The organism is Pedobacter soli (assembly GCF_900101435.1).
Taxonomy (GTDB): Bacteria; Bacteroidota; Bacteroidia; order Sphingobacteriales; family Sphingobacteriaceae; genus Pedobacter; species Pedobacter soli.
On record NZ_FMZH01000006.1, the window covers coordinates 226,776 to 242,916 of the forward strand.

General features: G+C 41.8%; 11 protein-coding genes. 6 read left to right on the forward strand and 5 right to left on the reverse strand.

Going from position 1 to position 16,141, the window contains the following annotated elements:
- Positions 1-23 precede the first annotated feature (23 nt).
- Positions 24-1,244 carry a metallophosphoesterase gene (locus BLR37_RS14900; RefSeq protein ID WP_167356615.1) on the forward strand — a complete coding sequence of 407 codons (1,221 nt, stop codon included), beginning with the start codon at positions 24-26 and terminating at the stop codon, positions 1,242-1,244.
- A 175-nt stretch (positions 1,245-1,419) separates the two neighbouring features.
- Here the strand turns inward: BLR37_RS14900 and BLR37_RS14905 are convergent, their stop codons facing one another.
- On the reverse strand, positions 1,420-3,846 hold the full coding sequence (locus tag BLR37_RS14905) for a TonB-dependent receptor (RefSeq protein ID WP_090769874.1): 2,427 nt from the start codon (positions 3,844-3,846) through the stop codon (positions 1,420-1,422).
- A gap of 321 nt (positions 3,847-4,167) precedes the next feature.
- Between BLR37_RS14905 and BLR37_RS14910 the strand changes: the two genes are divergently transcribed.
- From BLR37_RS14910 to BLR37_RS14930, 5 genes are all read left to right on the forward strand, one after another.
- Positions 4,168-5,709: a pyridoxal phosphate-dependent decarboxylase family protein gene (locus tag BLR37_RS14910; RefSeq protein ID WP_090769876.1), complete on the forward strand. Its 1,542-nt coding sequence runs from the start codon at positions 4,168-4,170 to the stop codon at positions 5,707-5,709.
- Complete coding sequence (locus tag BLR37_RS14915) at positions 5,654-8,113, forward strand: GNAT family N-acetyltransferase (protein ID WP_090770103.1); 2,460 nt, start codon at positions 5,654-5,656, stop codon at positions 8,111-8,113. Before BLR37_RS14910 ends, BLR37_RS14915 begins: the two co-directional genes overlap by 56 nt.
- A complete protein-coding gene (locus BLR37_RS14920) occupies positions 8,113-9,459 on the forward strand; it encodes a lysine N(6)-hydroxylase/L-ornithine N(5)-oxygenase family protein (protein ID WP_090769877.1) in 1,347 nt (448 codons plus the stop codon). The genes BLR37_RS14915 and BLR37_RS14920 overlap by 1 nt, the downstream gene beginning before the upstream one ends.
- Before the next feature lie 192 nt (positions 9,460-9,651).
- Positions 9,652-11,463: an IucA/IucC family protein gene (locus tag BLR37_RS14925; RefSeq protein ID WP_090769879.1), complete on the forward strand. Its 1,812-nt coding sequence runs from the start codon at positions 9,652-9,654 to the stop codon at positions 11,461-11,463.
- Between the two features lie 220 nt (positions 11,464-11,683).
- The gene (locus BLR37_RS14930; RefSeq protein WP_090769881.1) at positions 11,684-12,310 is read left to right on the forward strand and encodes a M23 family metallopeptidase; all 627 of its coding nucleotides are present in this window, start codon (positions 11,684-11,686) and stop codon (positions 12,308-12,310) included.
- A gap of 12 nt (positions 12,311-12,322) precedes the next feature.
- Here the strand turns inward: BLR37_RS14930 and BLR37_RS14935 are convergent, their stop codons facing one another.
- The 4 genes from BLR37_RS14935 to BLR37_RS14950 all read right to left on the reverse strand — a co-directional run bounded on the left by BLR37_RS14935 (position 12,323) and on the right by BLR37_RS14950 (position 16,037).
- On the reverse strand, positions 12,323-12,715 hold the full coding sequence (locus BLR37_RS14935; RefSeq protein WP_090769883.1) for a hypothetical protein: 393 nt from the start codon (positions 12,713-12,715) through the stop codon (positions 12,323-12,325).
- 219 nt (positions 12,716-12,934) lie between these two features.
- The gene (locus BLR37_RS14940; protein WP_039476892.1) at positions 12,935-13,237 is read right to left on the reverse strand and encodes a hypothetical protein; all 303 of its coding nucleotides are present in this window, start codon (positions 13,235-13,237) and stop codon (positions 12,935-12,937) included.
- Positions 13,238-13,271: 34 nt separating this feature from the next.
- Entirely contained in the window at positions 13,272-14,795 is a 1,524-nt protein-coding gene (locus BLR37_RS14945) for a M60 family metallopeptidase (protein WP_090769885.1), read from the reverse strand.
- 39 nt (positions 14,796-14,834) lie between these two features.
- Positions 14,835-16,037: a glycoside hydrolase family 27 protein gene (locus tag BLR37_RS14950; protein WP_208599663.1), complete on the reverse strand. Its 1,203-nt coding sequence runs from the start codon at positions 16,035-16,037 to the stop codon at positions 14,835-14,837.
- Positions 16,038-16,141 lie beyond the last annotated feature (104 nt).

The window sequence follows — 16,141 nt, forward strand, 5'->3', positions numbered from 1 at the left end:
CTTATGCCTCTTACCAATTTGTAATGAAAAGAAAACTCAATATTATCCCGCTCCTTATTGTAGCATTTATGTTTTTTGCCTTAAATGGCTACGTTTTATCGGGTCTGGGCACCTTAAATCAATCTACCTGGCTTAGCCCGGTTTTCTGGGTGTTTATAGTAGGTTTAACCTTTGCACTGTTTTATGCGATACAACAAATGCGCATACAGGGTATTAACCGATTTTTTCAGATTGTAAGTCACACTTTTCTGATCATTTTTACTGCAGAGGTTGTTTTTGCAATTGTTTTGCTGCTGGGCGATGTATACCGTTTCCTGTTCAGTGTAACCGGGAGCTTCAATGGCAATGGTTTTCATCTTTTAGCGCGCAGTAACAATTGGGTTTATTTTGCTTTTGCGATGTTTTGCTTAACCATTGCCTTGTTTGCTTACGGCATTACCCAGGGTAAATATGCATATAGGATAATTAAACACACCTTGTATTTCGACGATTTGCCAAAGGCTTTCGATGGTTTTACTTTAACCCAAATTTCGGATGTGCACGCAGGCAGTTTTACCAATCCGAAAGCGGTACAAAAGGGTATTGATTTAATTAACGCGCAAAAAAGCGACCTGTTTGTGTTCACCGGCGATCTGGTTAACAATGTTGCTTCAGAGATTGTTCCCTATATTGGTCATTTTTCGCAAATTACAGCCCCATTCGGACAATTTTCGGTTTTGGGTAATCACGATTATGGCGATTATGTAAAATGGCCGAGCGAAGCGGAGAAGATTAAAAATCTCGATCAGTTAAAAGCTTACCACAAAGCACTTGGTTTTAAACTTTTGCTGGATGAACATGTAGAACTGCATAAAAACGGCGAAAAAATTATCCTGGCGGGGATAGAGAACTGGGGAATTGGTTTTGGGGAACGTGGCGATTTAAATAAGGCACTGGCCAACACCGCTACAGGTGATTTCAAAATTCTGTTATCGCATGATCCCTCACACTGGGATGCACAGGTAAAAAATTATCCTTCCAACATACAATTGTCGCTGGCTGGCCATACCCATGGTATGCAGTTTGGTATTGAGGCTTTTGGGATAAAATGGAGCCCGGTGAAATACCGCTATAAACATTGGGCCGGGATTAAAACCGAGAATAACAGGTATTTAAATGTAAACCGGGGTTTTGGTTTCTTAGGCTTTTCCGGACGGATTGGCATCTGGCCGGAGATTACGGTGATTGAGTTGAAACGGAAGTAAAATTGTTTTTTACCACCTTAGAGCAACTAAGAATAAGAAATCGTCATTGCGAGAAGGGCTTTTTCAGCCGACGAAGCAATCCTAATACGCTTGCTGAGCTTTACCTGAATTTGGCCAAACCCATAGTGGTAAGATTGCTTCGTCGTTCCTCCTCGCAATGACGATTTTCTATTAATTAATAATTAAGCGTATACGTTACATTATACGTGCGGCCGCGACCGGCATAATAAAAAGTTTCTGGTTTAGCCAAAGCAGCGTATAAAATTGATGAACGCTGGCTCCAAACTGTCTGGTAATTTTTATTCAACAGGTTTTGAACACCGATAGACAGGCTTCCGGTAAATACTTTAACCGAGCCCAATAAATCAACTGTAGTATAACCTTTAAGTTCGTATTCTTTTAAGTTGGTGGCAATTCCTTTCGAATCAAACGAGTGGAAAACCTGCGCTTTTAAGCCAAATACTTTTCCGTTGTAACCCAAATAACCTGCCAGCTTAGACGGACTAGATACTGTTACATCCTGCAATGACCAGGTTCCATCAGCATTTTGTTTCTGGGTTTTGATGTACAAGCCGTTTGCACCAGCCTCGAAACCATTTTTCAGGTTTAATGAAAGTGATCCCTCAACACCTAAGTTTCTAACATGCTCATCATACACTTCGATATTGAAAGTGCTGTTGGTTTTCACGTTTTTATCTGATAAGGCATAAAAAGCGGCAAGCTGAGCATTAAATACTCCGGTACGATAGCGATAACCTGCCTCATACTGATCAGTTTTAATACCGGTTAAAGGAGAACTGCCCACATTGATCGAATTACCTAAATTCCAGTTGGTACCAGCCAAAGTATAAGTTCCCTGACCATAATATTTTGCAGGATCGGCCAGGTTAAATCCTTGCGAATAGTTAAACCAGGCTTGTTGAGGGGCATTGATTTTAAATACCAAACCACCGTTAAGCAGATTTACATCGTAGTGGTTGCTTCCACCGGCAATTGTAGCAGCCGTACGACCAACACCGTAAGCCAAAGGCACAGCAGCTGCGATACCAACAAAATCGCCAACTTTTACAAACATACGTTGCTGGCGAACCCCACCCGATAGGGTTAAGAAATCGGCCAGTTTAAACTGCGCCTGTAGAAAACCGGATAAACCATTTACCCTGAAGTTAGGATAACGGGCAATAGTAGCAACCGTAGTATTGATTAAACCACCTGATGTAGCAGCTTTTACCCTATCGAATAGGGCTTGCTGAGCATTAAAATTTTCGTTATCGGCATCAATACCGTAAGTAAGGTTTAATTTATTCCAGTCTTTGTTCAATACCAGTTTTAACGCACTGTAATTGGTGTTTTGGATTGATGAACCACTATACAATACGCCTGGTATTGCAGCTTGCCCCGGAAAAGGGTGAAAACTAAACTGCTCATTTCTGGCAGCAGCCTGTACATAAAGCGTTTGCCCGCCTAAAATATCGCTGGCCTGATAATTCGCGTTAATATTGGCACGACTTGTTTTAGGATCAACATCTGAAGAATAACCGTCTCTCATTTGCAAAAGCGTTGCATTTGACAATAATCCGGCATAGTTGGTTCCTAAAAATAGGTCTTTACTACCACGGTAACCCGAATTGTAATATTGAGCGTTTACCGTTAACTTTTGATAATCAGTTAACTTAAACTCAGTACTACCAAAAAAATCGAACGACTGGTTGTACTGCAAATCGGTTTGGGTAATGTCGGTAAAAATCTGTTTTCCATCGGCACCATAAGCCGCATTGTTTTTCTGGAAAGCAATACCAATCCGGCCGTTCCAGTCTTTGCTACCGCCGGAAATGGCTTGTGCTACACGAACATCGTGATCGCTTTTTTCTTTCAGGCCACTACGTACCCCCAATTGCGTGGTAAAACTCGGCTGACTATCTTGTCCTTTTTTGGTAATGATATTGATGATACCACCCGTAGCACCGCCACCGTAAACAGCGCTTGCACCCGATAACACCTCAATTCTTTCGATATTAAACGGATCGATAGATTCGAACTGACGGCTTACACCACGCGTATTGTTAAGCGATACCCCATCAATCATCACCAAAGCATCTCTGCCGCGCTGATTCTGTCCGTAGTTGGTGCGACCTTCAGGTCCGGCATCTAAACTCGGAATCAATTGTGCCAAAGCCTGTTTAAAAGGTACACCCGCTTTAACCTGCTCCTGCACTTTTGCACCATCTACCACCCAAACCGTACCAGGTATCTCGCTTATTTTGGTTGGTTTACGGGCCGATACCACTACCACCTCCTGCATGTTGGCCGTAGGACTTAAGTTGATGATTAAATTAAGGGTTTGCCCTTTGGTCAGGCTTACCTTTTGTAATACGGTTACATAACCCACATAGCTTACCTGTAGCTGATGAGCACCTTCGGTTAATGCAAGTTCAAAGCTACCATCGGCACCAGTAGTTACCGCAGTATTTTTCCCCTGCACTTTAATATTTGCTCCGCTTAAGGGGGCTGTTTCGCCCACAACCTTGCCGGTTATGGTCTGGGCTTTACCTGTAAGGATACATCCACAGATCAGGATTGCAATTAAGTATAGATTTTTCATTCAATGATTTATTTTTCTGCAAAACAATCATTTATTTGGATTAAATCCAAATAAAACAAAGCGAATATTTTACAAAAAACCTGTAAAAGAAGCAGAAAACATGATCGTAACTAACTTATTAACAAATATTTAAAATTATTTTAAATATTATTTTTAATCGATCTAAATAAAAATATACCTTAGCAGTCGAGATTATAGTCTACAATACACACTTATTTTAAGTACCCAACTAACCAATTTATCAGTAAAAAATTACCGGCTTTTAAGCCTGGTACTGTAATGCCTAATTGACTTTAAATGATTTGAAAATTTGAAAAACTAATGTTTACATCAGACCTAGAAAAACCCGAATTATTAGATTTCCTTACCGAAAGTCCGGCCAGGGAAATCTTTCACCATGAAAACGAAGCAGAATACCTCCATGCTGTTGGCAAGGTTACCCAGGCGGTAAAAAAATTTTTGAACCACAACCAACAGCCCTTTAGTGGGGTATCGCCAGCCCAACTGAAACCCCTGTTCGATGCCATTGAGTTTGAAAAGACCCACGACAACTATGATGCGCTACTGAAAGAAGTAGAACAGCTTTACACCAGTCATGCGGTTGCTTTCCATCATCCGGCCTACATTGCGCACTTAAATTGCCCTATTGTTATTCCGGCCGTCGCCGCCGAAGTGATGATTTCGGCCATCAACTCTTCTATTGATACCTGGGACCAAAGCGCAGGCGGCACATTAATTGAACAAAAACTAATTGAATGGACCTGCGACCAGATTGGCTACAGCAAAAAAGCGGATGGTATTTTTACGAGTGGTGGTACGCAAAGCAATTTAATGGGGCTTTTACTGGCCCGCGATCATTATGCCATCACAGCGCTGAACCACAACATAAAAGTGAATGGCTTACCTGCAGAAGCATCACGTTTCAGGATTTTTGTTTCCGAAAAAGCACATTTCAGCATCCAAAAGAACGCCTCTCTTTTAGGCCTCGGCGAAAAAGCGGTGATCAAAATTAAAACCGACCGTAGTTTCAGGATGAATACGGTACTGCTTGAAGATGCCATAAAACGAGAACTTACACAGGGCAACATCCCGATTGCCATTGTAGGTACAGCCGGCACCACCGATTTCGGTAACGTAGATCCACTGCAGCAACTCGCTGCTATCAGTAAAAAATACAATACCTGGTTCCACATTGATGCAGCTTATGGCTGTGGTTTATTGCTTACTGATAAATATCGTAATCTGCTTAACGGCATTGAGATGGCCCATTCGGTTACGGTTGATTATCATAAATCTTTCTTCCAACCGGTAAGCAGCAGCGGTTTTTTGGTGCGCGACAAACACTTTTTTAACCTGATAACACACCATGCTGATTACTTAAACCCAAAAGACCACGACGAAGATGGCTTACCCAATCAGGTGAATAAATCGATCCAGACTACCCGCCGCTTCGATGCACTAAAACTCTGGTTTACGCTCCGCATGATGGGTCGCGATAAACTGGGTGGTTATTTTGACACCATTATTGAAACCGCCGCGGAGATAGCCAGTTTACTGCAGGCCGATCAGGACATTGAGCTTATGAATGAATCGGATATCAGTGCGCTGGTTTTCAGGTACCGCCCTAAAAACTTGCAACTGGATGTTTGCGCCATGAACCAGTATATCAAAAAAGCCATGTTTAATCAAGGTAAAGCCCTGGTGGCCGGCACCAAGATTAACCAGCAATTCTACCTCAAATTTACCCTACTAAACCCGCTTACTACCATCAGCGATATTGAAAACATCATTAAAATCATTAAAAAACATGGAAACGAATACGTTAGACTCAATCAAGCTTCAGCAGATTTCAGAAGAAACTAACTTTAATGCGCTCCTAAACAGCTATTGTCGCGAATTTACCAACTGGTCCCGCTATGCAGGCATTCCGAAATATGATGCCCCGTTGGCTGATTATCTGGTAACAACAACTGATCGTTTACACATCAGGTTCGATTTTAGCTGCATTGGCTATGAAGTTTATGCCCCATTAAAATTTTACGCGGATAGCGGCCGGCATGTATTTAATTTTCCGGTTATAGCACGAAATATTGAAACGGATGCAATTGCAAGCATTGATATTTATCGTTTTATGGAACTGGCCGTACAATTTAGTGCAGGCGAGTTTCCGGACGTAGCCAGCGGTGTAGTAAACGAACGTTTAACCAATAGCGTAGAAAACCTCCAAAAATTCCTTTCCTTTTTTCAGCAAAACGGCAAGCCGGTAAATTTTGCCAAAATGAATTTTATAGCGGCAGAACAATCGCTCTTCTTAGGTCACAATGCTCACCCCCTACCCAAAGGCCGTTCAGGATTTAGTAACGATGAAGAACTTTTTAAATATTCACCCGAAACAAAAGGTAGTTTTCAGCTCAGTTATTTTTTAATTGCCGCAGCTAACATTACCGAGAAAAATGCGGAAGGTTTTGATATTACCGATCTGTTCCGAATTGAACTTTCAGAATCGGCCAATGCGGAAACCATCACTTTGCTGGATCAATATCCTGACCATAAAGTGGTACCCATGCACCCTTGGGAAGCTGGTTATCTGCTAAATCAACCTGCAGTACAAGCCATGCAAGCCGAAAAGCTACTGTTTTACCTTGGGCAATTTGGCGAAGCTTATACTCCAACCTCATCAGTAAGAACGGTATATAATGCGGCGAGTGATTGGATGCTTAAATTTTCTTTGCATGTTAAAATCACCAATTCGCAACGGGTTAACCTGGTTAGGGAACTGCACCGGGGTTACGACGTAAGTAAACTGTTCAAAACTACATTAGGCAAAGCGGCCAAAGCCGAATTCCCCGAAATCGAATTCATTACCGACCCGGCTTTTATTACTGTGAATTATCAGGGTCAAAACATCGATGGTTTTAACATCAGCATCAGGCACAATCCGTTTAAAGGTGAAGAAGCTGAAAAAAACGTAACCCTCCTCGCAGCTTTATGTCAGGATGGATTGCTTGGTCAAAAACCGAGATTGGTACATGTAATTGAAGAGGCCTCGATTAATAAAAACAAAAGCCTTGCTCACACTGCCGTAAACTGGTTTAAACAATACCTGCACCTTTGCGTAGCACCTATTGTAGGCCTGTACAATAATTACGGAATGGCTTTCGAATTTCACCAGCAAAATGTAATGGTAGAGCTGGATAAGGACTTCTATCCGGCAAAACTGTATTTCAGGGATAACCAGGGCTATTTTTTTAGCGAAAGTAAAGCTGATGTGCTACAAAAGGCATATCCAGAAATTGCGGCAGAAAGCGGTTCGATATTACCGAATGAATACATTATTCCGAAACTGACCTACTATCTGCTTATCAATAATATTTTAGGTGTTGTAAACGCTTTGGCAAGCAATGGTCTTGCCGATGAAAAAACATTGATCGATCTGGTTTATTTAGAATTTAAACAATTCGAAAACAGCGATACCACTGGTCTGGTTGACTACATAATTAATCGCCGCAGCTGGGAAGTAAAGGGCAACCTGCTCACCAACCTTTGCAATATTGACGAAGCGAGCGCCCCGATTGATAATCCGGCCATTTACCGCGAATTTCCAAATCCGCTCTCTAAGTATCTTTTTGCCGAGAACCTGATTAAACCACAAACCAAAGAAGTGCTTTACAGCAGATATTTCCCTAAAGAAGATGTGACGATTAACATCCGGCCTTTTGATATCGACCGCGATCTGGAAATGGTACACGATTGGTTTAATCAGGAACATGCCAAACCCATCTGGAAAATGGACGGACCAATTAAAGGGCTTGAACTTTTTTACCGGACCTTATTGCCTAACGATGCCTCGCACAGCTTTATTGGCGAGATAAACGGCGAACCCACCTTTACCATTGAGCCTTACTGGCCCATGCGCGATGGCGTTGGCGCCTGCTATGAGGCATTAACGACTGATTATGGCGCACACCTGCTCATTGCCCCAACCGATAAAGATAAAAAATACAGTTTTGAAACCGGTCAGGCGCTAATGGACTTTATTTTTGAACAGAAAGAAGTGGGTAAATGCATTGGCGAAGCCGCAGTTGAAAGTCGCGCCATGCATATTTTCGTCACCAGACTAGGCTTTAAGCTCGAAAAAGTAATTCAAATGCCTTACAAAAAGGCAAATCTAACCTTTTGTTACCGCGATTGGTACTGGGAAAAATTCCCTGAAGCCAAAGCCTACGCACAGGCCAAATTAGCACCATTTGAAACGGAGGAAGCCTAATGCAGAACCAAAAAATATACGACATAGTAGGCATAGGTATTGGCCCTTTTAACCTGGGGCTTGCTGCCTTATGTGCGCCAATTAACGGTTTATCGACCTTATTTTTAGACCAGGCCAGCGAATTTAACTGGCACCCCGGTATGATGCTGAGCGATGCTACCCTGCAGGTACCTTTTATGGCCGATCTGGTTACTTTAGCCGATCCAACCAGCTCATACAGCTTTTTAAATTACCTGAAACAAACAGATCGTTTGTATAAATTTTACATCAGGGAAGATTTCTTTGTGCTGCGCAAAGAATATAATGCTTATTGCAGATGGGCGATTAGCCACTTGCCAAACTGCCAGTTTGAGCAAAAAGTTACCGCTATACATTACAAAGATGGTATTTACGAGGTCGAGCGCATTAACCAAAGCTCCGGAAGTACTGAGACAATTTTCACCAAAAAAATTGTGCTGGGTACCGGAACGGGGCCAAAGGTGCCTGATTTTGTTAAACCGGCTTTGCATAAAAATGCAATACATTCTTCGGAGTACCTCCGGTTTAAACAAAGTATTTTACAACAAAAAACGGTAACGATAGTGGGTTCAGGACAAAGTGCAGCAGAGATTTTCTACGATCTTTTACCGGAGACTGAAAACGGATTGCAATTGAAATGGTTTACGCGTCCTGACCGGTTTTTCCCGATGGAATATTCGAAACTGACATTGGAACTGACCTCGCCAGAGTATGTAGACCACTTCTACAACCTGACTGATGCAAAACGAAAGCAACTGTTAAGCAAGCAAAATTCGTTGTTCAAAGGCATTAACTTCGATTTAATTAACCAGATTTTTGATAAACTGTATGAGTTGAGCGTAGATGGCGAAAAAATAAATGTCGAACTGATGCCCAACTGCCAGCTAAACAATTTAACCGAAAACGACGGTTCTTATCAACTCGATTTTTACCATACAGAGAGCGAAAAAGATTTCAGCGTAGCTACCGATTTTGTGATACTGGCCACAGGTTACAAATACAATGAGCCTAAGTTTTTAACCCCAATACAAGATCGCATTGGCCGCAATGCCGACGGACTTTTTCAGGTGCACCGCAATTATGCCATTGATGTAAACGGAGATGAAATTTTTGTTCAGAATGCCGAATTGCATACCCACGGTTTTGTAACCCCTGATTTGGGCATGGGCGCTTACCGCAACGCTTCTATTATCAATGCCGTACTGGGTTTCGAAATTTACAAAGTAGAAAAACGCATTGCTTTCCAGCAGTTTAGTATAGCAGACGAAAAACAAGAGCTTGAATTAGCTGAGGAGCAAATACAATTTACAGTTGGTCGGGATTTGTAATCCCGATCGCTGAGAAAAGGATTTAAAATCCAACACTGTCACGTTGAGCTTGTCGAAACGCCAGGTAAATATTTAGCAGGTCCTTCGACAGGATCAGGATGGCAGATCTACAATTGAGAGCCGGATTTGAAATCCGGAATACGAAAAGTCCAGATTACAAATCTGGACTAACACCTAAAAAAACTAAATACAATGAGTTACAACAATTTCAATCATATTAAACCTTTACAAAAAGAAATTTGGGATAAGGTTAACTTAAATTATATTGCCAAATCGATTGTAGAACTGATGCACGAGAAACTTGCCGAACCGGAACAAATTGGCCACAGCACACCGGGCTGGACCGACTACCGTTTAGCTACTGACAGTGCCAATATTTACTACACCTTTTCGGGTCAGGAACGTGCGCTTGATTACCTGCATATCGATAAACAGAGCATCAGAAAATTTGTAAACGGCGAAAGTGTAGCAGTAAACAATGCACCGGCATTTTATACCGAACTACAGCAAACTTTTGGCATTAAACCTTTTACGCTGGCTCATTTTATAGAAGAAACACTGAATACACTTTATGCTGATGCCTATATCCACGAAAAAGGCCGGTTAACGGCTGATGAACTGGCTAATGCAGATTACCAGACCATTGAGCACCAGATGGACGGGCATCCCTGGGCTACTATTAACAAAGGTCGCATCGGTTTTAACCACAGCGATCAGGGTAAATACGCACCTGAAGCTGCACAAAAAACGCGTTTGGCCTGGTTGGCTGTACACCAAAGCAGGGCATCGTTTAAAAGTATCGAAAGCATTTCGGCCTTTTCGTTCTACAATGAAGAGCTTAGCTTAAAACAGGTACACGATTTTAACCAGGTACTTTTAGAACAGCAGCTACAGCCGGCTGATTATTTCTTTATACCTGTGCACGAATGGCAGTGGAACAATAAAATTGTGCTGCAATTGGCGCACGATATTGCCCATCAGTTAATTGTACCTGTCGGACTCGGAGCTGATGAATACATGTGCCAAAACAGTATCCGCACCTTTTTTAATGTAAGCGAGCCTAAAAAACATTATGTTAAAACAGCCATTTCTATTTTAAATACTTCAATTTTCAGGGGTTTATCGCCTAAAAAACTGGCTATAGCACCGAGGGTAACACAATGGGCAAAAGATATGCTGCAAGGCGACGAATATTTAAAGCAGACCCGTGTAGTGCTTTTGGGCGAAGTGGCAATAGTAACCTACACGCACCCGCAGTACAGCGAAATTCCTGGATCACCATACCAATACCAGGAGTTTTTAGGTGCCATTTGGCGCGAAAGTGCAGAAAATTACCTGCTTGAAGGCGAAAGCATTATGACCATGGCGAGTTTGCTTTATGTAGATGATGCAGGCAAAAGCATGGTACAGGCACTGATTGAAAAATCGGGATTGGATGCTGCGAGCTGGTTAAATGCCTATTTATCGGCCTATTTGAAACCCATTTTACGCATATTTTATAAACATGCATTCTTCTTTAGTCCACATGGCGAAAATACCATATTGGTGATGAAAAACGGTGTTCCGGAAAGAATTATCATCAAAGATTTTGTGGAAGAAATTGTCCTTACAGAAGAATCGAAAGCTAAATTACCCGAAGAGCTGGTTGATGTTTTAAGGGAAATTAACGACGAGTTGGCTCCCCTTTTTATCCTTTCAGGCATTTTTGATGCCGTATTCAGGTACCTGGGCAATATTTTCCATAGCTATGTAGGTTTGGATGAAAAACAGTTCTGGCGTCAGGTGGCTGATGTGATTTTGGCTTTCCAGCAGGAAAACCCAGAATTATCTTCAAAATTTGAAAAATTCGACCTCTTTGTTCCAGAATTTACGCGCGTATGCATTAACCGCGTAAGGTTACTAACCCATGGTTACAGCGAAAGCACCGATGTTCCGGTACCGGAATTGATTGGCACGCTGGTGAACCCGGCAGCTGAGGCTTTGAAAGAGGGTGTTTTGGTATAACTAATCGTCATTGCGAGAAGGCTTTTCAGCGACGAAGCAATCTTTTGTGCCACGCGTGCTTATAGCTATCGTTGTAAGATTGCTTCGTCGTTCATCCTCGCAATGACGGATTTACAATCAGATGGTAACATCTGGCACCACGAACACAACTCTTTTTTAACTATAAAAATAGTTAATTAATCAAAATAATCTTATCTTGCTTTATCAATTCAATCAAAGTATGAAAGCATTATTATTTATCTTTTTATCGGCCCTGTTTTTTGAAACGCCAACCATTGAAAAAGACCGCGACCGCTGGAAACCCTATTACAGTGAGGTTAGCCCGGCAAAAACAGCTGATCAATGGTACCTGCCCTTTGATGTCGCCAACCGCAAAAAGGTAAATAACATTAAAATCATCAGCATTTTTGGCGATCATCGCGATAGTTATGTTAAAGGGCATATCCACACAGCGATTGATATTAACCCTGCTCAACCCAAAAGCAAACTGGTTGGTGTTTACGCCATGGCCAATGGCACTGTTTGCTCGGTACATTTAGGCGAAAACCAGCGTACGGTAGTGGTAAAGCATAAGTTAGCCAATGGCACAACTATGTTTACTACCTATAAACATTTAAAAGAGGTGTATGTAAGCAATGGTCAAAACGTTGATCAGAACACCAAACTAGCCCGCTTGTTTACCCCACAGGAAAGCAAAAAATATGGCGGCGATTACCATCACCTGCACCTCGAAATCAGAAAGAAATTTGACGATTATGGTTGTGCAAGCTGGTTAACCTTTACCAATGCACAGCTGAATGAGCGGTTTTACAATCCGCAGGTATTTATTAAAGAATATGTTAAATAATGGTTGCTGAAATTAATAAGTAAACTTAGGTTTTCCATTATCGCAAGTTACGCCTTTAGGCTGTACAACCAATGCGCAATCTGAGTAAGCAGCCCATTTTTTATTGTAATCGGCTTGCATTTTAGTGAACTGATCAACTTTTTTAAGGAAACTGCTTTCATCAATCTTTACAGAATACGCAATATAACCTGATGCGCCTCCACATGCTTTTGAACCTATAGCCGTAAATTTCCAGTCGCCTGTATTTTCGCAACTATACTGATTAGCCAGCGTTACTATTTCCTGATACCTTTTTTCAAGCTCGGCCTGATCATCACTTTGCATAGATTCTTTTTTGTCGGTACAGGAGAACATGAAACTTGTAACCAGCATTGCAGAAATAAGGAAAAAGAATAGCCTTTTCATAGTCAGTTTAATTTGATGCTAAAACGGGTGCGCATATAAAAACGCTACAAAAAACCTATGAGGTTTTTAAGCAATAGCTTATTAAACCTCCTGATTATAAAAGACCTATGAGGTTTCTAAGCAATACGCCCATTAAACCTTTTAATTGCAAAAGACCTATGAGGTTTCTGAGCAATATGCCCATTAAAACCTCATAGGTCTGATTTTTTTAGAATGGGCTTAAAACTTAATTTTTAAGACACATTTCTCCCTGTTTTCGTCATTAGTTAGGCCATCTGGCAAACTAATTCTCAATCCTTTGGCATCCTGTTTCCATTTGATGATAAAATCTTCGTCGGCCATAACCAGCGATTTCACCTCGAAAATAGCTGTTGATAACGATTTGATAATCAATTCGCCATAATTAAATTCCAGCAGTTCTATATTCAATTCATCGGCTTCGCCAGAATAGAAAATAATGGGATTAACCTCATAAATATTTAGCTCCTTTGCTTTTGTTGTTCTTTTTTCGCCTGATGCCATAATCTCAATTGTTTTTGATTAAATAGCACTTAAACTAGTTTACCGGCGGAAAATTGAAAGGCTTCCAGGCAGGCAAACCTGCAAGTTCTTTCTGTGTTTGCTCGCTGATACCTACGCCCCAGGTAATAAAAAAAGGTGCAAGGTTACGTTTCACAATATTCGAATAAGTTTTTGCCCATAAATCGCGTTTTTGCTGATCGTTAAGCTCCCCTATGCCTGGACCAATTTTCTGATATTCTTTAAAGAAAGTTTTAAAGCTCTCCCATCCAAATCCCTCCTGCATCTGGCGGAACATAATCAGACCTAAGAAAGGATCCTTTTTCCATTTTTCGTAATCAGCACCTTCTGCAAAATATTTTTTCATCATTTTCTGCGTGTTGGCACTCGATACCCCTGTGTGCGAATCGTCTCTCCCACCCATTAACCGATCGAACATGTACAGTGAAAAAAAGTTATTACTTACTTCGGTTGTACCGCCAAAAACCCAGTTCAGGTTTTGCATATTATGACCGATTTCGTGGAAAAAGCCCCAGTTTGCCCCACCTTTACTCGGTTTCATCAACAACTCAGGGTTAGCCATAATTTCGTTAGAAAGCATGTGCCTTGATGGAGAATGGTGAATCATGATCGGATAACCGCTGTGCATGTAGCCCCCACCAATATGCTCATCGGGCACCATGCGTTGCGCACGATAAAATGGAGCAGGCATATTGGCCAGATCAAGCTCGCCCAATACAACCAAATCCCACAGCTTAAGTACTTCTTCAGGCTTTTTAATGGTTTGCAATACGCTATCAGGCAAGGTTAAAATCACATTTTCAGTAGCCATTTCGCCCCATGGTGCTTTATTGTTCTTCAGCTGGTTTTCCCAATCGCTCTGCGTGCTTTTACCTAAAACAAAAAGTGGTGCGGCTACTGCATGGCTAATTTTGAAATCAATTTTTCTGCTGGCCGCCTTTGGCTTAACATTGATGTAAATTAACCCACCAAAAGGCGAAGCCAATCTGTTTTTACCCACTACCAGCTTTTGTTTTTTGGTAATAATTGGCATCCTCCGCCAATCTTCTTTACCAGCTACCCAGTAGTTCAAACGGTCGCTGTGTGCACCAATCTGCACTTCCAGTTCGTTTACATCGGTATTTTTAGGCACATCAATTTCGATGTATTCGCCGGCTTTGGCATATAAACCCATGCTGTACATCGTGGCATTATCGTAGCCTGAATAGCCCAGGGTTGATACAATTGATACCAGGCTATCGGCCATTTTTTTATGTTCGATAGTTACCGTTTTATTGATAAACCCGAAACCCTCTTTTACTGCCCCCGGGAAGATATTGGCTGATGGCTGCGCTTTAATGCTTTTATAATCGGTACTTTTTAAGGTTTCATCGCTCCATTTGGCTACAGCTTTTCTAAACTCGGTATCTGTTTTAGAAAGGGTATGTTCTGGTGAGATGACAATAGTTGCCGGATCTTTAGCGACATCCTGGGCAAAGGTAGTCAGCCCACCTGCCAGGAGTGCAAGTGTTAATGCTGATTTGATTGGTTGTTGGTTCATTGTGTTTTAATTTGTATGGTTTTAGTTTTTTTTATTTTATTACACTTTTTTCAAGCGGAAAACTTTGGTTTCGTGAGCAGTTACCTCACCGGTCCATTTGTTGTTTTTGCCGACAACCTTGTGCTGCCATAAATCTTTTAATTCGTATTTGCCGGTTAAGCCCAGATCTGCAAAGTTTACATTGGCATTCTGTGTTGAGGCCGATTTATTTAAGATAGCGATGGCAAAATCGCCGTTAGCGAGCGGGCGGACAAAAACATCCCAGATATCGGTTTTAATTTTGCGTTCGGCTTGCTTGCCCAAAGCATCCTGATTTAAGGCAATAACTTCGGCATTGGTAAAAATGGTTCTGGCTTCATCGTCCATTTTACGGATATCGCAACTGGCATACAGCGGCGAATTGAGCATGCTGTATAAACTCATCTGGCTCTGGTATTCGGCTTTGGTGCAACCTACGCCTTTAAAAGCAGACGAAGGCCCTTTGGTGCCATGCAAACCTGCTACCAGCATATCGCCATCATTCCACTTACCGGGACCAGAAAAACTAGCCAATCCGGCCATTTTATCAACCACGTTGTAAATACCAACACCGCCCTTACCTTCTGTATCCAGCCATTTATCCCTGATATCGTAAGTGGTTCGCCAGCTTTGTCCGCCAACCTGTGCACCCCAGTTCCAGGGTTCGCGCGGTCCCCATTCGCAAATACCCAAAACAATATCCCTGCCCGCTTTGCGTAAAGCCTGGGCTATTTTGCCATATCTTTTTTTTGCTGTTTCTACATCTTCCGGTGCATTGCAATAATCGTATTTCAGGTAATCAATCCCCCACGAGGCGAATGTTTTGGCATCCTGATCTTCGAAGTTTAAACTTGCGGTGTAACCCCCACAGGTTAAAGGAGCGGCATCTGAATAGATACCCAGTTTCATGCCTTTACTGTGCAAATAATCGGCTAGTGATTTAATACCTGAAGGAAATTTATTAGGATCGGCAATGATGTTATTTTTATTGTCGCGACCACCCTGCCAGCAATCATCTAAAAAGATATACTGATAGCCAGCTTTTACCATGCCGCTGCTGATCATGGCATCGGCCATTTCTTTAATGTCTTTTTCGTTCGGGTTTTCTGACATGATGTTCCAGCTCATCCAGCCCATTGGTGGCGTTGCTGCTAATTTGGATTCCTGTCCTAATGCCGCCTGAGTGAATAACAACAGTGCCATGCATATTTTGATAAGTCTCATTTTTGTTTTGGTTAGTTTCTATTTTAATAATGAGGAATACTTAATTATAACCTCCTCTTGCCCTTGCAGGCCTGAATCGTAATTTACGAGCTTAGGATTCCCAT